Here is a 19,385-nt window from a genome sequence, read left to right on the forward strand (position 1 = left end):
AAATTTTATATGGAAAACGTTAATACACTGAGGAAGAGGTTTGTGCTTGTATAACGTTCTATGAATTAACTTGCTGTTATGCTAAAGAAGGCATCAACAATAATAGACTGCAGTTTCAGCATTTTCTATGGTAAATTGCCCACCGTTGCGCCGTATCGAGCTCTTTTTTATAAAACTTTTTACGTTTTGGTAAGATGTATTAAAAAAATATAATGGACTTATTAAAAAACGCTGTAATAGTGATGCTTAAATCCGCACGGCTCCTATTGATGTTCCGATAAGTATAACAACAACTTAGTTATAAAACCTTACAATAATTTTAAGTTTTACTTATGTCTTTGCTATGTCATTTTGAATACACAAGCGTAGAGTAAAAAATTCAAACTCTTATAAGAGTTCTCTTAAAAAATTAAAACTTAAAAAGCCAAGAAGTTTCGTGTCGATACGGTATATCCGGTGTTACAATTGCCGGCGGAAAATTCGCTTGGTTAGGAGAGTCCGGTAAATGCTGACTTTCCAAACAAACTGCTGATTGAGGATTATACGCATCTCCGTTTTTTCCTATTTCGCCTTTTAAAAAATTAGCAGTATACATGGTTAATCCCGGCTGCGTAGAAAATACGGAAATCTCTCTTTTACTCATTGGTTCGCGTATAATTGCCGCAAGCATTTTTTGATCTTTTTTCGGCGGTCCGATAAACCACGTACCGTCATATCCGCCGTTAGTGCGTTCAATATCGGTACGTAGTAATTTCGGATTTCTGAAATCGTAGGGAGTTCCCTCCACCGAAACAAAATTACCGGTCGGTAATAATTCTTTATCGGTTTCGACATAGAGATCGGAAAAAATTTGTAATTCGTGATTTAAGGCAAGCACATATCTCCCATCTGCTCGCATTCCCGGCGGATTTAAATTAAAATAGGTATGATTGGTTAAGTTTATCGGAGAAGTCCGAGTAGAAAATGCTTCATAGCGAATAATAATTTCATTGTCGCAGGTTAAAGTATATGTAACGGTAAGAGTAAGTTTTCCCGGGAAACCTTGTTCCCCGTCGGGACTTATTCGATCAAAACAAACACCTGCTTCATGCGAATGGCAAAAATATTTGCTATTCCATATTTCTTTATCATACGAAGGATACCCTCCATGTAAACAATGCTTGCCTTCCGCATTCGGTGTTAAAAGATATTTTCTTGCACCGAGAGCAAATTCGGCATTTTTTATCCTCCCTGCGTATCGCCCGATAAGCGAACCGAAATGGGGAGTATTGTGGATATATCCGTCTAAGGTTGAATAGCCTAAAGTTACATCATCAAAACCGCCCGATTTAGAAGGTAGTAAAATACTCGTAATACAACAACCGTAGTCAATTGCTGAAAACGACATTTCATCATTTGAAATCGTATATATGGAAACCTTTTGTCCCGAAGCCAGTACACCGAATGTTCTTTTTTTTACTTTCATAAAATATCCTCATACTTTAAAAGCATGCCTCACTATAGCAATAAAAAACTCTGTCGGCAATACCTCATAGTTACAAGACAGGACTTGCGCATGAACAAGGGGTGTGCTGACCCTTAAACCCCGAGTTGCAGTTGCTGCTGCGCAGGGCGGTTTTGGCTTATGCCTCGCCGCGATTCTGCCCCCTACACTCCGCCGCTAAGAGAGAGGTAAATTTCAGAACCGCCACGGACGGCGGTGGTTCCACGCAGCATCCACGCAGCAGCGACGTTTTAAAGCAAAGTATTTTGCAAAGCTTTAAAACTCGCAGGTTTGGTTTTGACAAGGACGTCAAAAACCAAACCGTTAGACTCTTTTTTATAAAATTTTTTAAAGGTTATATAAAATATAGCAAAAAATGCTGTACTACTTGTGCTACAGGGTTTGAATTTTTGCAAGCTCAAGTTTCCATGATTGACCGCAGCCAATATTGTAGGCTTGGGCAAAGGATCCTTGGTTGATTGCAATTGCAACATTCAAAAGCGAATTAATGTATACGAGAGGCTCTCCCATTGATACATCTGCAAAGGAGCGGGCATATACCATCGTGTTTGCATAAACCTGTCGGCGGTCGTTGCGGATAGAGACCGCAAGTTTTTTTCCGTAGTCAATATTCAGGTTTTTAAATAATGTATACGGAATATTTGACCATAAACTTCCGAAACGAACATCAAGGACATCAATAGTGCCGTGTATGTTTTTATTTTCGTCTTCATACGCGGGAATAAGGTCAAGCGAAACAAGTTGTTTGGAATTAATTTCCGGACCGATTTCAGAAAAGTTTACCTTGTGAGCGGCAAGGCGTGCCCCCGTATACGCATAAACGTCTCTTCCATGGAAGGTGTAGGACAATTCAGATCCGCTTAATCTATTTTCCGATTCGTTAAGGACTCGCGCTTCTTCAACACCGTAAAGCAGATTTACATGAGTGAGCGTGCCATTGTCGGGTGTAACAATGATATGACCTTGTTTTGTTTTTACTGCAACGCTTAATCTGTTTGTGCCTACACCGGGATCAACAACCGAGACAAAAACAGTTCCTGCCGGCCAATACTGCACTGTTTGTACCAGACGATACGATGCTTCCCAAATATTATAGCGGGGAATATCATGCGTAAGGTCAAAAATTCTTAATGTCGGTTCAACCTGCAAGGCAACTCCGTACATCGCTGAAACCGCTCCGTCGGCGGTTCCAAAATCAGTTTGATATACAAGAAAATTATTCATATTTTTTTCCATGTTTTATGTAGAGTTTAGAGACCTATTGTAGCACGCGGCGAAATAAAAAGTAAGAGGGTGCAAGTTTTATACAAGACATATGTACCTTCCCCAAAAAGTTTGACACGAGCAGTAGGAGAAAAAACATACGTTTTTGATTTTAAATTCGTTGGTTTAAGGTTTGTCCATGTTTCATTCTTTGGTATGCGATCTCGTTAGTTTTCCATAATGCGATTGAATGTGGAAATCAGCAGCTGTCTCTGTTACTCCTCTTTATATTGGCATTTGAATGAGTATTTGCAATCCTTTCAAATTTCGTGTAATATAATTTTCGGGTTGAAGTTTATCTATTAAAAATTTATTCGCGTGTTAAAATTAGGATGTTATACATAACTGAAATAAAATTCCTAAAAGCTTTATTATCAAAAATCGATAATTTCATGGGAGGGATGAAATGATTAGAAAGGCAACCGATAAAGATATTAAAAGAGTTGTGGAGATTTACGAAAAGGTTATCAAAAACGACATGGACGGTGCACGAGTTGTAGGTTGGACACTGGGCATATACCCGACTGAAGAAACAGCGGCGGAAGCCTTAAAAGAGGGAACTTTATTTGTCATGGAAAAAGATGGCACAGTCGTAGCCTCTGCAAGAATTGATAAAAACCAACCCGCTGCCTATGCCGATGTAAATTGGCAAGATAAAAATGCCCATAGCAGAAATGTTATGGTAATTCACACACTCTCTGTAGATCCTGATTATAGCGGTAAAGGCTACGGTAAAGAATTTATACAGTTTTATGAAGACTATGCGCTAAAAAACGGTTGCCCCTATCTACGAATAGATACCTTCGACACCAACAAAGTTTCTCGCGGACTTTATAAAAGTTTGGGCTATCATGAAGCCGGCATTATAAGCTGTAATTTTAATAACATCCCTGACGGAAAATTAGTCTGCCTGGAAAAGCGTTTAAAATAAAATCACTGCCACATCCCTTACAATTAAACCCGCTCTGAGCAACAGCACGGACGAAGTTTTGACATTCCGGTTTTTACTTTGCCTACGCGTTTTGCCTTTTTACAATAAAGTACAGGCAAAACATCGTTTGACTTTATGCTGAGTTTGATATCTCAATTATTTCTTTACTTCATCTAATCATGAATCATAAAAAAGAGCCCGACACGGCGCAACGGTGAGTAAACTTACCACAGGGCGAACCTTTGGAATTTCTACCTTTGGCTCGCCAACGAGTTTTAAAGCTTCAATTTTACAGTTTTGTGTTGATACTTTAAAACATCGTTTGAATTTGTTCTGATTTTGACGTCCGGGCGGTTTACCATAGGAATGCTGAATTTACAACCGGTTTTTCTGCAGTTTTGCTCCCCAATATTCGGAAAACATAAGAAATACCTTCTATGGCTCGAATATTAGACTGTGCACAAAAAAAAATTTCGGTATAATGGTACGAGTAAATAGTTTTGAACGGTAAATACAATTAAAAGAGGCTATGGATGGCATATAATCAGCGGATAGATTCTATTATTTCAATTATTTCACGAAGACGTTCCGTAACGGTTCAAGAATTAAAACAACGATTGGATGTTTCTGAGGTTACGATTAGAAACGACCTCAACATCTTGGAAGCGGAAGGTATTATTTGCAGAACACACGGAGGTGCTATGATGGCTGAAGATAGGCGGCATTTTCGTTCTTATAGTGCCCGTATATCTTCCAATGCGGATAAAAAACGTGCAATTGCCAAAGCTGCATGCAGTCTTATTAAGCCTTACGATGTAATTTATATTGATGCAGGAACAACATGCCGTCTTTTTGCCGCTCAAATGAGCGCGATGGATATAGAAGTGCAGGTGGTAACAAATTCCATTGAGGTTGTAAACGAGCTAATAGATGCGGAGCATATTTCTATTTTTTGTCCGGGTGGCAGTGTACGTAAAGAAGCGCGGGCATTTATCGGCGATACGGCGCTTGAAACCCTTAAGAATATTCATATAAAAGCCTGTTTTATCGGAGCAAGCGGGTTTTCTTCAACCGGTGTTTTTTCTTCTCAGAACATGTCGGAAGCAAATTTAAAAAAACATGTGCTGCAGCAGTCAACATATCGGGTTATACTTGCGGATTCCGGCAAGTACGGCATATACGGGTTTTCTATTTTTGCGAATGCCTCAGATGTCGATCTTTTAGTAACCGATTATGATTTTAACGACGCGCAATTTTGTGCAAATACCGGTATTGAAGTACTCGCCGGTATCAAAGAATAACCGCCGGCGCTCCGCATAAGCTCAGTGCCCATACATAAGCTAAAATACTAAAAAATTTAAAAATAAAGTTTGACAACTCTCTATTCTCATGTTAAGATTTACGTATGGTTACGAAATTAGAAATAAAACGAAGTTTTTTTAATTTTGTACAAGCTTTTTAAAAACTTTATTTAATAATTAATTACTTAAATATAAAAAGCGGGTCAATAAAAAATTCGTACAGTGTCCGCCGATGCAGCCTAGTTTTTGATAATAAGATACCTGATTACGATTTTATGAATCTATTTTGAGAACTGCTGATGCAAATCGCAGTACGACTTTATAGAAACAGAAAGAGTGGGGAATTATTATGAGTAATTCTTTTAAAAAAGAAAAAGAGTATATTCTCTGTGTTGATTCAGATGGGTGTGCAATGGATACCATGAATTATAAGCATATTAAATGTTTTGGGCCATTGGCGGCTGACGTATGGAATATTACTCAACGGGAATCTTTTTTACAAATCTGGAATGAAATCAATCTTTTTTCAAAAACACGCGGAATAAATCGCTTTAAGGCGCTTGTACTGGCGCTGCGTGCAATCCAAAAAAAGGACGCGGACGGCGCTTCTCCTAAAGATATTATTGGTGATTTTTCGTATCTTGCAGAATGGGTGTATTCCGCTCCGGTTTTATCGAATCAGGCCTTGGAACATGCTATTGACGAAAAACGGGACAGTATTTCTGATAGAGAAATGAAACAGCTTGAGCAAGCCCTTACATGGAGTAAGCGCGTAAATGAGCACATACAAGCTTTGCATGATGAAGCCCGCCCTTTTAACGGTGTTTTTGATGCCTTACAAAAGCTTCATGAAAAAGTACATATCGCGGTTGTTTCATCAGCGAATAGCGATGCGATTTATTCCGAATGGGGAAAATTCGATTTACTGCGCTTTACCGACCTCATTTTTGGCCAAGAATCCGGAAGCAAGGCCGCTTGCATAAAAACAATACTGAGCTATGCGTTTGATCCTAAGAAAGTTTTGATGGTAGGAGATTCACCCGGGGATCTTCAAGCCGCTGAAAGCAATAGTGTCTTCTTTTATCCAATTTTATTTGGCAAGGAGCAAGAATCGTGGGATGTGCTGTGCCGGACAGCTGTCCCAAAACTGCTTGAAGGGTGCTACGGCGGCATATATCAGGATGGCTTGAAAAAGCAGTTTACCGAACATCTCGGAATTTGAATGGACTGTAATGGCAAATAGGAGGGTGCAATGTCGTTAGTTGATTTACGTGCTAAGCCGTATTTTTTAACGGAAGAGGATATTCGTTGGGTTGAAACAACTATTCAATCTATGAGTCTTGAGGAAAAAATCGGTCAGCTTTTCTTCCAGCTTTTTCATTCTTTTGAAGAAGCTGAGGTAATTGATTTTATCAACACCTATCACTTGGGCGGGGCGCGCTATAGTGCGGCTTCAAGCGAAAAGGTACAGGGCTTGGTAAAAACCTTGCAATCCAATGCAAAAATTCCTCTCTTTGTTGCATGTAATTGCGACAGCGGCGGAGATGGCGCCTGCACTGACGGTACCTATATCGCCTCCGGTGCTCAGTGTGAAGCAAGCGGAGATCCGCAGGTTGCCTATAATGCCGGCTATGTAAGCGGCGCAGAGGCGGTTGCGCTTGGGTGCAATTGGAACTTTGACCCTTGCGCTGATATTTTAACCAATTGGCGCAACACCATTGTAAACACACGGGCATACGGCACCAATGCAGACACTGTGCTCAGGTATATTTTGCCCTATGTAAAAGGTTTGCGCCAGAGCACTATTATTTCTACCATTAAACACTTCCCGGGTGACGGCACGGAAGAGCGGGATCAGCATCTTGTGCTCGGCGTAAATGAAATGAGTGTGCAGGAATGGGATGCAAGCTTCGGTAAGCTGTACAAGGCCATGATTGATGACGGAATTATGAGCATTATGGCAGGTCATATTGCGCTTCCGCAGTATTCCCGTGCTCTTGTACCGGAAATGACCTATGACGAAATTATGCCCGCAACACTTGCCCCCGAGTTAATTCAAGACTTACTGAAAAAGAAACTGGGCTTTAACGGGCTCGTGATTACCGACGCATCGCATATGCTCGGATTTAGTGCCGCAATGCAGCGTAAAGATGCTGTGCCGCGGGCTATTGCCGCAGGCTGCGATATGTTTCTATTCATGAATGACCCGGCGGAAGATTTTCAGTATATGATGCAAGGCTACAAAAACGGTATTATTACCGAAGAGCGGCTCACCGATGCATTGAGGCGAATTCTTGGCTTAAAGGCTGCAATTAAGCTGCATACTGCAAAAGCTGAAAACCGCTTGCTGCCTTCAGCCGAGTCGCTTTCCGTGATTGGTTGTGCTGCTCATAAAGAAATGGCACGCGAGGCGGCGGATAAGGGAATCACTTTAGTAAAAAACACCTTGGGGCAGCTGCCGCTTTCTCCTTCGGTACATAAAAGAATAAGACTGTATTTTTTGGATAATACCGAAATAGGGGTGTATACGGAGTTTGATGAGAAGGGAAATCCGATAAAAACGGAAAACAAGACGCTTGCTCTGTTTAAGAAAGAGTTAGAAGCGGCAGGTTTTATCGTAGACGTGAATACGCGGGGAGTGCGGGAAAAAGGCAGCGTGGAAACATATAAAGAAACAGTTGATGCCGCTCTTGTGGTGTCTGATATTCGCGGCTACGCAGTTGAAAACAATTACCGCATCCGCTGGTCATGCGCAATGGCGAATGAAATTCCATGGTATGTATGGGAGGTTCCTACGGTATTTGTATCGTTGAATTATACAACGCATTTAACTGATGTACCGATGGTAAAGGCTTACATTAATGCATATGCACGTACTCCTGAAATAATTCATCAGGTAGTGCAGAAAATAATCGGAGCATCTCCGTTTAAAGGCACCTATAATGAAAATGTTTGGTGCAATAAATGGGAAACGCGCCGCTAAACACAATAGCTGAAGGAGAATTTTTATGGCAGAGAATCAACATGGTATATACCACCGATCGCCCCTATGGAGAATAGGCCTTTTTTCGCTGAACAATAGTGCTACCAATATTTTTCATGCTACAACATTTTATGTTTCGTTTTATGCAGTCGGTATTGTAGGACTTGCAACCGTGCTGGTCGGTAATTTATTGATGGCAATGCGCATCTTTGACGGAATAACCGATCCGCTTGTGGGCTACTTAATTGATAAAACGGACAGCAAATTCGGAAAGTTCCGCCCCTTCTTGGTAATCGGTTTTACCATTATGACGATAGCAAATCTGGTAATGTATACCGTTACGCATACTTTGCCTGAAGGGGCACGCTTGCCGTTTTTTGTTTTTATTTACGCTCTGTACATTCTCGGTTATACTTGCTCTACCGCGGTTACCAAAGCAGCACAAAATGTTATGACCAATGATCCAAGTCAGCGGCCGCTTTTCGGAGCCTTTGACGGAACATACACACTCATTTTATTTAATGTTGTGCCGGTTTACGTGAGCATGTATTTACTGCCGAAGAATGCGAATAAATTTACGATAGCGCTTTTTAGAGAATTTATTATTTCTGCAATTATTATAAGCGGCATTTTGACTGTGCTGGTTATCATTGCACTGTGGGAAAAAGACCGTTCGGAATTTTTTGGACTTGGCAGCGGCAATAATAAACCGCTTAAATTCAAAGATTATTGGGATGTTTTAAAAAACAACCGCGGAATTCAAATGCTCATTGTGGCGGCTTCCTCTGATAAACTGGCGCTTACGGTTGCAGGAAACTCTATTGTAACTGTTATGCTGTACGGTATCATCATGGGCGATAATACGTTGCATGGTAAGCTCGGCCTTATTACCCTTGTTCCTTCATTTATTCTGATTCAAGTCTTTGCACAATACGCCCGCAAGCTTGGAATTAAACGAGGAATTTGGATTACCACCACGCTTTGCATTATTATGTACGCATGTTTGTATTTATTGCTCAAATTAGGGGATCCTACACAAATCCGTGCAAGCAATATGTTCGGTTTTATGACATTGGGCTTTATTATTTTATGGTCGCTTTCGAATGGTATAAAAAACGCCTGCGGTGCGCTTACGATTAATGCTATTTCCGATGTGGCGGATTATGAAACATACCGTACCGGCCGCTATGTTCCCGGTATGATGGGAACCTTATTCAGCTTTGTAGATAAGCTCATCTCTTCACTGGGAGCTGTTGTTGTTTCTCTTTCGGTTGCGGCAATCGGCTATACGAACACACTCCCACAGATTGGAGAAGCGGTTACGCCCGCGATTTTTATGGTTACCATGTTTTTATTTATCGGAATCCCGATACTGGGTTGGATTGCTTCGCTCATTGCCCTGCTTTTTTATCCGCTCAGCTCAGAAAAAATGCAGGAAATTCAGGAGCATATTGCTGCAATTAAAAATAATCAGAAGAAATCATTCGAAGGAGTTTAGCATGTTATACCCGATCACTACACAAACACGGGCGGTTATTGACTTAGGCGGAATATGGCGTTTTAAGGTTGACTATGACGAGTGCGGACTTAATGAGAAATGGTTCATGGGCATGCTTGACACAGAATCTGTGATGTGTGTGCCCGCTTCGTATAATGATATTGCGGCAATGAGCGATATCCGGAATCATGTCGGCAGCGTTTGGTATCAGCGCGATGTTGTTGTGCCGCAGCTGCTTACCGGACAGCGCTTGGTTCTTCGCTTCGGTTCCGTTACGCACAAGGCTCATGTATACTGGAACGGCGCGCTTATTGCGGAACATTCAGGCGGTTTTACTCCCTTTGAGGTTGTGTTAAAGCCTTCCGATATTGCCGAAACAAATCAGCTTACAGTACGGGTGAATAATATACTTGATATTTCGACTCTGCCGGTAGGATTGTATAGCGAATCAAAAGATGAGAATGGAAAGATTATCCGCAAAAACATGCCTAACTTTGATTTTTTCAATTATGCGGGAATTCATCGTCCGGTAACATTGGTCAGCACGCCTGAATATTTTATCGATGATATTATACTGACAAACGAATGCTCGGGAACATCGGCAAAGGTGCATTACGCGGTAACAATAAGCGGCAAAGACGGAGCAGTTGATGCAGATTCAGGCTTTAGTGTTGCGGTAGACTGTATCGCGGAAGATGGAAGCCTTGTTACATCCGCAAACGGATTTACAGGAGAACTGCACATTGAAAACGTGAAGCGCTGGAATCCGCTTAAGCCGTATTTATATACAATAAGAGTAAAGCTGCTTAAAGACGGTACGCTGATTGACCTGTATGATGAGCCCTACGGCATACGCACGGTTGCGGTAAAAAATGGACAATTCCTTATCAACGAAAAACCCTTTTATTTTAAAGGCTTCGGCAAACACGAGGATGCCTTTTATACCGGACGGGGATTCAATGCAGCGCAAACCCTACTTGATTTTAATTTAATGAAATGGATGGGCGCAAATTCATTTAGAACATCTCATTATCCGTATGCAGAAGAGACAATGCGGCTTTGCGATCGGCTCGGCATTGTGGTGATTGATGAAGTGCCCGCAGTAGGGATTCATTTAAACTTTATGGCATCACTGTTAACGCCGGCAGAAAAGCGCGATACCTTTGCGGAAATTCAAACAAAGGCTGCCCATGAGACCGTTATTCGTGAACTGATTGAGCGCGACAAAAATCATTGCTGCGTTGTAATGTGGTCAATCGCTAATGAGCCTGAAACAAATGACAAGGGCGCCGATGCATATTTTGCACCGCTTATAAAACGTGCGAAAGACTTGGATCCTCAAAAGCGGCCGGTTACCATTGTAACCCTTATGTCCTCACTGCCTGAAACATGCCGCGTTTCGGCAATGATTGATGTCTTATGCTTAAACCGTTATTACGGGTGGTATTTGCAATCGGGTGATGTAAAAGAAGGCGGAAAAGCGGCGTACACGGAGCTTCAGAAATGGCAGGAAAAATTTCCCGACAAACCGATTATGTACACTGAATTCGGCGCTGACACGGTTGCTGGTTTCCATAGCCTTGATCCCGTTATGTTTACCGAAGAATATCAGGTGGCCTATCTAAAAGCGAATACAGAACAGTTCGCAGCAATCAAAAACTTTGTCGGCGAACATGTGTGGAACTTTGCCGATTTTGAAACATCACAAAATATCATCAGGGTGCAGGGCAACAAGAAAGGCGTTTTTACGCGGGATCGAAAACCGAAGATGGCTGCATACTTCTTAAAAGAGCGGTGGACAGCCATCCCTGATTTAAAAGAAGAGGAAAGCTCTCAAAACTAACCGAGTTTTTCAAATGCCCTATAGTTCAAGGAGGTGAACATGGCTCTTATAGCTGACGATTTTATGTTGCAAAATGAGTATGCGAAACTATTGTATGCAAAGTATGCAAAAGATGAACCGATTTTTGATTTTCATTGTCATTTAGAGGCAGAGGAAATTTACAAAAATCAAAGTTTTAAAAACATTACGCAGGTTTGGCTCGGCGGCGACCATTATAAATGGCGGGCTATGCGCGCCATGGGATTTGACGAAAAATACATAACCGGAAATGCTTCGGATTATGAAAAATTTACCGCTTGGGCTAAAACCGTGCCTAACTTAATCGGCAATCCCTTGTACCATTGGACTCATTTAGAATTAAAACGCTATTTTGACATTGACGAGGTGCTCAATGAAAAAACCGCAGACTCAATCTGGAATACTTGTAATGAGCTCTTACAAACGGATGCGTTTAAGCCGCGCTCATTGATTGAGCGGTCAAATGTCTGGGCGGTTTGTACGACAAATGATCCTATTGATGATTTACAGTACCATAAGCTGCTTGAAGAAGATACGTCTTTTAAAACAATTGTGAAGCCCGCTTTTAGACCTGACAAGGTTCTCAGCATTGAAAAAGATAGTTTTAAGGATTACCTTGCAGACCTTTCTAAAGCAAGCGGCATACGCATCGCAAGTTTTTCCGATTTAAAAAATGCCTTAGTTCAGCGAATACGGTATTTTGATGAAAACGGGTGCAAGGCAAGCGATCACGGAATGGATTATCTTCCCTATAAGAAAGCTTCCGAAAACGAAATCGAAACTGTTTTTACAAAAGTGCTTGCTTCAGAGCCTTTGACCAAAGAAGAACAAGACTCATATAAAACCGCGCTCCTCATATTTTTAGCAAACGAGTATGAAAAAAGAGATTGGGTGATGGAGCTCCATATCCAAACGCTGAGAAATAACAGCAAAAAGCTGTTTCGTGCAATCGGCCCCGATGTCGGAAATGACGGAATAAATGATCACAGCTATGCAGAAAACTTAGCAAACATTTTATCCTGCATGGAAGAAAAAGGACTTCCGCGGACAATACTATTTTCGCTTAATCCAAAAGATTATTATGTATTGTCAACAGTCGGCGGCAGTTTCCAGGGCGGAGAAGAAGGCATTGCAAAGATGCAGCTGGGAACAAGCTGGTGGTTTTTGGATCATAAAGACGGAATGATTGAACAAATGAAGCGTTTTGCACAAACCTCGGTGTTTTCAAAATTCATCGGAATGCTTACCGACTCGCGCTCCTTTTTATCGTATCCGCGCCATGAGTATTTTAGACGGATACTTTGCAACCTGATAGGAGAGTATGTAGAACTGGGCGAATATCCTTGGGACGAAGCGTTTTTGGGGCAGATGGTAAAGAATATCAGTTTTACGAATGCAAAAAACTATATAAAAATATCTTAGGAAATGATAAGGAGCAAATCGTATGAAAGTTAAAAGCTTATGTAAATTTTTATTGCTAATAACCGTCCTATTATTCACAATGGGGTGTTCCGGCAATACCATTGGAAAAAAACTTATTCGGGTTTCAAACGGGCAGCCGGCCTCTCATCCTGATAATATTGCTATGGAGGCATTCAAGAAGTATATCGAGGATAAGCTGGGGGATAAATATGAGGTGAAGATTTATCCGAACGGACTTTTGGGCGCTTCTAAAAACGCCTTGGAGCTTTGCCAAACGGGAGCGCTCGAGTTTGTTATTGCAAGCGCCTCAAACATGGAAACATTCGATGATATTTATTCCATATTTTCGATTCCGTATATTTTTGATAACGTAACAGCATATTATGAAGTTATGAATAATGAAACAAGGATGTCAGAAATTTATAATACAACAATTGATCAAGGCGTTCTTACGGTCGGCTGGTTTGATGCAGGAACAAGAAACTTTTATACCAATAAACCGATTAGAACGGTTGAAGATGTTAAAGGAATGAAAATCAGAGTACAGCCGTCGCCGACTAATATTGCAATGATGGATGCCTTCGGTGCAGGCGCTGTGCCGATGCCCTTTAGTGAGGTGTATACTGCCATTCAAAACAATACCGTTGATGGTGCCGAAAATAATGAAATGGCGCTCACTTCCGTAAAGCATGGTGAAGTAGTAAAGTATTACAACTATAACATGCATCAAATGGTTCCGGACTTTCTTGTTGCAAATTATCTTTTTATCAACGGACTTGATGATTCAGAAAAAGCGATTTTTAGGGAAGCAATAAAAATTGCTGAAAAGGTAGAACAAGAGGAATGGAAAAAGCAAACACAAGAAGCAATAGAAGTGTCTCAATCAAAAATGGGCGTTGAATTTATCGAATCGGATGTGCAAAGTTTTAAGGAAAGAGTTATCCCGCTTCATCAACAAATTCTTAAAAACAACTCAAAAATAAAAGCTCTCTATGATTACATAGATGAAATGAATAAAAAATATAAAGACGAGGTATAAAATGGTAAAAAAAGCTATTATCAAAATATTGGAAACAACCTGCGTGGTTATATTTATCGGGATAACCCTTGCGGGATTATATCAAGTATTTACCCGGTATTTTCTAACCAAGCCGAAATCATGGTCAGAGGAAGTGTTGTCTTTCGGCTTTACGTGGATGGCAATACTTGGAGCTGCCCTCATTTTTGCAAAAAGAGATCACATGCGGCTCACCTTCATCATAGACAAATTCGGAAAGCGGAATAGAAAAATTGTTGAATTGGCGGTTGAGCTCTTTAATATTTTGTTTGCAGGACTTGTAATGGTCTATGGCGGAATACGAATTTGTACCTTGACTATAAAACAAACCACTCCGGCCTTGCAAGTTTCAACAGGGTTTATCTATTCGGTAATTCCTATAGCGGGAATTCTTATAATTATAGTTTCACTAATCAATATGAAAGAGATTTTAGATGGACAGCATCTTGAATCGGCAGAGGAAGTAATGTAATGAATATAATGGTTTTATCAGGAATTTTAATGATTGTTGTTCTTGCTATACTGTTAATAAACGGTGTCCCGATAGGGGTAACAATCGGTATAGCGTCAATAGCAGGTATATTGCCTACCTTAAATTTTGAGGCGGCAGTGGTAACATCGGCACAAAGAATATTTTCAGGAATAAGCGTTTTTACCTTGCTTGCAATTCCTTTCTTTATTCTTGCAGGAAATTTGATGAACAAAGGCGGCATCGCTTTGAGGCTTATCAATCTTGCAAAACTTCTTTTTGGTAAACTTCCGGGAGGACTTGCCTTATCCAATATTTTTGCAAATATGCTCTTCGGTTCAATATCGGGTTCGGGTATTGCGGCAGCTTCCGCAATGGGCTCAATCATCGGCCCCATTGAAAAAGAAGACGGCTATGACATCAATTTTTCGGCAGCAACAAATATTGTATCCGCACCAACAGGGTTGTTGATACCGCCGAGTAATGTGCTTATTACATATTCGCTCATATCGGGAGGAACATCTGTAGGCGCACTTTTTCTTGCAGGATATATTCCCGGAATCTTATGGGGAATAGGCTGTATATTTTTAGGAATGTATATTGCAAAAAAAGAAAAATACGTCGGAACGGATAGACCGGGTTTAAAAGAAAGCTTAAAAATAATCTGGGAATCAATTCCTTCTCTTTTACTTATTGTGATTGTAATCGGCGGTATTATAAAAGGGGTATTTACTGCAACCGAAGCATCATGTGTTGCGGTTTTATATTCGCTTCTTCTTGCAATACTGTACAGAAGCATCACCGTGAAAGAATTAATGCAAATAATTCGTACCTCTGCGGAAATGACCGGAATTATTATGCTTATAATCGGCACCTCAAACATTATGGGCTGGGTTATGAGTTTTACCGGAATCCCCGAAATGGTATCAAATCAAATTTTAGGCATTACGGGAAACAAATACATCATCTTACTTTTGATGAATGTCATCTTGTTGCTCGTAGGAACATTCATGGACATAACGCCGGCAGTATTAATTTTCACGCCGATATTTTTACCGATTTGTGAATCCTTCGGCATGGATCCGATACACTTCGGTATTATGATTACTTTTAATCTTTGTATAGGAGGGATTACGCCGCCGGTTGGAAATATCCTCTACATAGGAACAAAGGTTGGAAAAACAAGAGTTGAAGATGTTATACCTTGGGTGGTAAAGTATTATGGGGTGATTTTATTTGTATTATTACTTGTTACCTTTATTCCGTCTTTATCCTTATTTTTACCGAATGCACTGGGATTAAATTAATTTTTATACAAGAGGTGTAACATGAAATTAAAACTGAAAAACATTGAAGAGCTGAAAAAACTCTGCGATGCCTATCCTGAGTACGATGTGCAAAAGCTGCGGGAAGATTCTATTCGCGATCCTCATTGGCTTGCCTTTGGTGCGGGAAATATCTTTAGAGGATACATTGCGCGATTAAATCAGGATTTGCTCAACAAAAAAATTGCAACACGGGGCATATCTGTTGTAGAAAGTTTTGACGAAGAGATTATCGATAAGGTCTATACAGAATATGATAATCTAGCGCTTTCGGTAACTCTTAATAAAGATGGCGATTTTCACACAAACCTTTTAGCAAATCTTGCGGAAGGTTTAAAACTCTCGCAAGATATCGATAGAGTACAGCAGATTGTGAAAAACAAAAACTTACAGATTATGTCATTCACCATCACCGAAAAAGGATACAACATTTATGCACCCAACGGCGAAGTTTTAGACATCATAAAAGAAGATATAAACGGAAAGCCGGAAAATGCAAAACACCTTATGAGCATTGTTACCTATCTGCTTTATTTACGCTTTAAAGAAAACAAATGTCCGATTACGCTTTTAAGTTTAGACAATTGTTCTCATAACGGAGATAAGCTAAAAACTCCGATACTCTCTATTGTGAAAGCATGGTGCAAAAATAATAAGGTTGAAGAAGCCTTTGTAAGATATTTGGAAGACGACACGTGTGTTAGTTTTCCATGGTCAATGATCGATAAAATAACACCGCGTCCATCGGAAGAAATTAAAAACTATTTGGAGCAAAAGAATTTTGAAGCGATGGATATTGTGGTAACCGGAAAACACACCTATATTGCCCCCTTTGTTAATTCGGAAGAAGCGGAATACTTAGTCATAGAAGACAGCTTCGCGGGCGGCAGGGATGCATTGGAAGAAGCGGGTGTTTATTTAACCGATCGGAATACCGTGAACAAGGTTGAAACCATGAAGGTAACAACCTGTTTAAATCCGCTGCATACAACACTTGCGGTATACGGATGCCTACTCGGTTACACCTCAATAGCCGATGAAATGAAAGACGCGCAATTAGTAAAACTCATAGAAAAAATCGGATATGAAGAATCGCTGCCGGTGGTGGTCGATCCTAAAATACTCAATCCGAAAGCATTCATCGATGAGGTAATACGGGTGCGGCTTCCCAATCCCTATATCCCCGACACGCCGCAAAGAATAGCAACCGATACTTCTCAAAAAGTTGCAATCCGATTCGGCGAAACAATAAAAGCCTATGCTAAATCGGAAAGCAAAAAACCAATGGACTTACAATTCATTCCGCTTGCTATTGCAGGCTGGCTGCGCTATCTAATGGGAATAGACGATGCCGGTAAAAAATTTGAATTAAGCCCCGATCCGCTTCTGAAAGATTTGGAACTATATTTTAAAGATTTAAAATTAGGAAATGTTTCAAACAACAAACTTGACGAGCTCCTTTCCAATGAAAGAATTTTTGGTATTAATCTCAACAAAATAGGATTATCCGAAAAAATACTTGGTTATTTTGAAGAGCTTGCTGCAGATTATGGTGCAGTAAGAAAAACGCTTGAAAAATATGTGAGGTAATTATATGAAAATGACATTTAGATGGTACGGCGATTCCGATCCGATTAGTTTACAGTACATCAAACAAATCCCGGGCTGTACGGGAATAATGGCTATGATGGATAACTTTGCAGCGGGAGAAGTTTGGGGCAAAAATATTTTTTCCGCATTTGTAAAAAAAGTAAACGATGCAGGCCTTGAAGCGGAAGTAATCGAAAGTATTAACGTTCATGAAGATATAAAAATGGGACTTGATACACGCGACAAGTATATTGAAAATTATAATGAGTCTATTAAAAATGTTGCCGAATGCGGCGTAAAAGTAATTGTTTATAATTTTATGCCGGTGTTTGATTGGTTAAAAACTGACCTCGGAAAAGTTTTGCACGACGGATCAAATACGCTCTATTATAATGAAGAAGATTTAAAAGGCCTTACGCCGCAGCAATTGGTAGAAAATACAATAAAAAATGCAAAAGGTTTTTCCCTTCCCGGCTGGGAACCCGAGCGATTGGCGGAACTTGAAAGAGTGCTGGAAATTTACAAGGACATCAATGAAGAAAAACTTTTAGCAAATTACAAATATTTTCTTGAAGGAATAATCCCTACCTGTGAAAAATACGGGGTAAGAATGGCAGTACATCCGGACGATCCCGCATGGCCCGTATTCGATATACCGCGGATAAGCCATACCAAAGAGCAGCTGGAGGCAATAATACGCCTAGTAGATTCTCCGGCAAATAGTTTATGCCTGTGTACGGGCAGTTTAGGCTCTGAGCCTAAAAACGATTTGCCGAGCATTATCAGACATTTCGGAAAAATGAATAGAATTGCCTGCGCCCATGTGCGAAACATAAAGTTTTTAGGCGAGCGTGAATTTTTTGAATCGGCACACCTAAGCTCTGAAGGCAGCTTGGACATGTTTGCAATAATGAAAGCCTTTCACGACACCGGTTTTGACGGCTACATTCGTCCTGACCACGGCAGAATGATTTGGGGAGAAACAGGCAGAGCGGGATACGGTTTATATGACCGGGCATTAGGCTTAACCTACCTGAACGGAATGTGGGAAGCCTTGGAAAAAATGAAATAAAATTTTTACAAAACATTGCACAAAAAAAAGCATTCTTATGATGGATAATCGTAAGAATGCTTTTTTTGAAAACAAACCTCCGCTTGCCGGTCATTATCGGACAAAATAAGCGGCAGCTTTTATCCCCTGTTTCACCGGCATAACGTTTTTCCGATAACTCTATCCGGCTTCAATACATCTCATACAAAGCAAGACAATTTTATAAAAAAGAGCCCCACAGATTGCTGGCAGCAGCACTCCGAGTCGCTTAAAAGTGAAGCTTCAACGTCAAAAAAAATCCTCTTTAAAAAAAAATAGTTTTGTGATATGCTCAGAAAGTATGATCGGCTTTTTTCTTAAAAAAAATTTTCTTGACGGGTGGGATAACTTTTTATCAATTATTATACTTAATCTCATTTTTATTTTTCTTTGTTTTGGAGGATTTTTTTTAGCACATCTGACTCTTTTTAATACGTATCTTTCAATTGCAGTTCTTTTTCTAATGATAGTTTGTATAAGTGTTTTTTCGCTTGCCGTTTCTATGATGCAGGCAAAGGTTGCGAACTATAAGAGTTTTTCAAGCAGTGATTTTTTTTCTGCAATAAAAGAAACGTGGATGCATGGGGTCCTTTTCGCTTTAGTGCAGTTGCTGATATTTTTTCTTTTATTGACCGCTTTACCTTACTATTTTTCCTTGCAAAATTTTTTAGGTACTGTGTTCGGAATTACCGTTCTTTGGATTTTTATTATTGTAGAACTTTCACTGCTTTGGTTTTTACCGCTTCGAGCTCAACTCGAAAAAAATTTTATAAAATGCATTAAAAAATGTTTCATTATTTTTTTTGATAACAGCGGTTTTACTTTGTTCATGTTTGCATATACAATTTTTTTGATTGCGCTGACTCCTGTTTTTGCTTTTCTTGCGCCTAATCTTAGCGGAATAATTCTTGCGTGGAATAATGCATTCAAATTGCGTTTGTATAAATATGATTGGATTGAAGCGAATCCCGATATTCCAATCCAAAAAGCACGCAAGCAAATTCCTTGGGATGAGCTTTTAGAAGATGATATTGAAACTGTCGGCAACCGCAGTTTTAAAAACTTGATTTTCCCGTGGAAAGATTAAAAAT

At 40.1% G+C, this 19,385-nt stretch carries 15 protein-coding genes; 13 read left to right on the forward strand and 2 right to left on the reverse strand.

All coding sequences use genetic code 11. The features are described 5' to 3' along the window. Positions 1–409: 409 nt before the first annotated feature. Both FUT79_RS00350 and FUT79_RS00360 read right to left on the reverse strand, forming a co-directional pair. Entirely contained in the window at positions 410–1,465 is a 1,056-nt protein-coding gene (locus tag FUT79_RS00350) for an aldose epimerase family protein (RefSeq protein ID WP_002696116.1), read from the reverse strand. 411 nt (positions 1,466–1,876) lie between these two features. Then, positions 1,877–2,728 carry an SAM hydrolase/SAM-dependent halogenase family protein gene (locus FUT79_RS00360; protein WP_231577592.1) on the reverse strand — a complete coding sequence of 284 codons (852 nt, stop codon included), beginning with the start codon at positions 2,726–2,728 and terminating at the stop codon, positions 1,877–1,879. 445 nt (positions 2,729–3,173) lie between these two features. Between FUT79_RS00360 and FUT79_RS00365 the strand changes: the two genes are divergently transcribed. From FUT79_RS00365 to FUT79_RS00430, 13 genes are all read left to right on the forward strand, one after another. Beyond that, positions 3,174–3,698, forward strand: a complete 525-nt coding sequence (locus FUT79_RS00365) for a GNAT family N-acetyltransferase (protein ID WP_024752829.1) — start codon at positions 3,174–3,176, stop codon at positions 3,696–3,698. Positions 3,699–4,231: 533 nt separating this feature from the next. After that, complete coding sequence (locus FUT79_RS00375) at positions 4,232–4,999, forward strand: DeoR/GlpR family DNA-binding transcription regulator (protein WP_024752830.1); 768 nt, start codon at positions 4,232–4,234, stop codon at positions 4,997–4,999. Between the two features lie 349 nt (positions 5,000–5,348). Beyond that, positions 5,349–6,221, forward strand: a complete 873-nt coding sequence (locus FUT79_RS00380) for an HAD family hydrolase (protein WP_024752831.1) — start codon at positions 5,349–5,351, stop codon at positions 6,219–6,221. Positions 6,222–6,251: 30 nt separating this feature from the next. Continuing rightward, positions 6,252–7,982 carry a glycoside hydrolase family 3 protein gene (locus tag FUT79_RS00385; protein WP_024752832.1) on the forward strand — a complete coding sequence of 577 codons (1,731 nt, stop codon included), beginning with the start codon at positions 6,252–6,254 and terminating at the stop codon, positions 7,980–7,982. 25 nt (positions 7,983–8,007) lie between these two features. Next, entirely contained in the window at positions 8,008–9,480 is a 1,473-nt protein-coding gene (locus FUT79_RS00390) for an MFS transporter (protein WP_148878519.1), read from the forward strand. Position 9,481: 1 nt separating this feature from the next. Next, positions 9,482–11,323: a beta-glucuronidase gene (gene uidA, locus FUT79_RS00395; RefSeq protein ID WP_024752834.1), complete on the forward strand. Its 1,842-nt coding sequence runs from the start codon at positions 9,482–9,484 to the stop codon at positions 11,321–11,323. 39 nt (positions 11,324–11,362) lie between these two features. Continuing rightward, the gene (gene uxaC / locus FUT79_RS00400; protein ID WP_024752835.1) at positions 11,363–12,763 is read left to right on the forward strand and encodes a glucuronate isomerase; all 1,401 of its coding nucleotides are present in this window, start codon (positions 11,363–11,365) and stop codon (positions 12,761–12,763) included. Between the two features lie 22 nt (positions 12,764–12,785). Then, complete coding sequence (locus FUT79_RS00405; protein WP_002696097.1) at positions 12,786–13,802, forward strand: TRAP transporter substrate-binding protein; 1,017 nt, start codon at positions 12,786–12,788, stop codon at positions 13,800–13,802. 1 nt (position 13,803) lies between these two features. Then, positions 13,804–14,292, forward strand: coding sequence for a TRAP transporter small permease (locus tag FUT79_RS00410; protein ID WP_002696095.1), 489 nt, complete (start codon positions 13,804–13,806; stop codon positions 14,290–14,292). Next, positions 14,292–15,596 (forward strand): TRAP transporter large permease, encoded by a 1,305-nt coding sequence (locus FUT79_RS00415; protein ID WP_024752837.1) that lies wholly within the window; start codon positions 14,292–14,294, stop codon positions 15,594–15,596. The genes FUT79_RS00410 and FUT79_RS00415 overlap by 1 nt, the downstream gene beginning before the upstream one ends. 21 nt (positions 15,597–15,617) lie before the next feature. Then, positions 15,618–17,204 (forward strand): mannitol dehydrogenase family protein, encoded by a 1,587-nt coding sequence (locus tag FUT79_RS00420; protein WP_044635087.1) that lies wholly within the window; start codon positions 15,618–15,620, stop codon positions 17,202–17,204. Positions 17,205–17,208: 4 nt separating this feature from the next. Then, complete coding sequence (gene uxuA, locus FUT79_RS00425; protein ID WP_024752838.1) at positions 17,209–18,276, forward strand: mannonate dehydratase; 1,068 nt, start codon at positions 17,209–17,211, stop codon at positions 18,274–18,276. A 319-nt stretch (positions 18,277–18,595) separates the two neighbouring features. After that, positions 18,596–19,381, forward strand: coding sequence for a hypothetical protein (locus FUT79_RS00430; protein WP_148878520.1), 786 nt, complete (start codon positions 18,596–18,598; stop codon positions 19,379–19,381). The last annotated feature ends 4 nt before the right edge of the window (positions 19,382–19,385 follow it).

Origin of the sequence: Treponema phagedenis (genome assembly GCF_008153345.1) — a bacterium.
In the GTDB taxonomy this organism is placed as follows: Bacteria; Spirochaetota; Spirochaetia; order Treponematales; family Treponemataceae; genus Treponema; species Treponema phagedenis.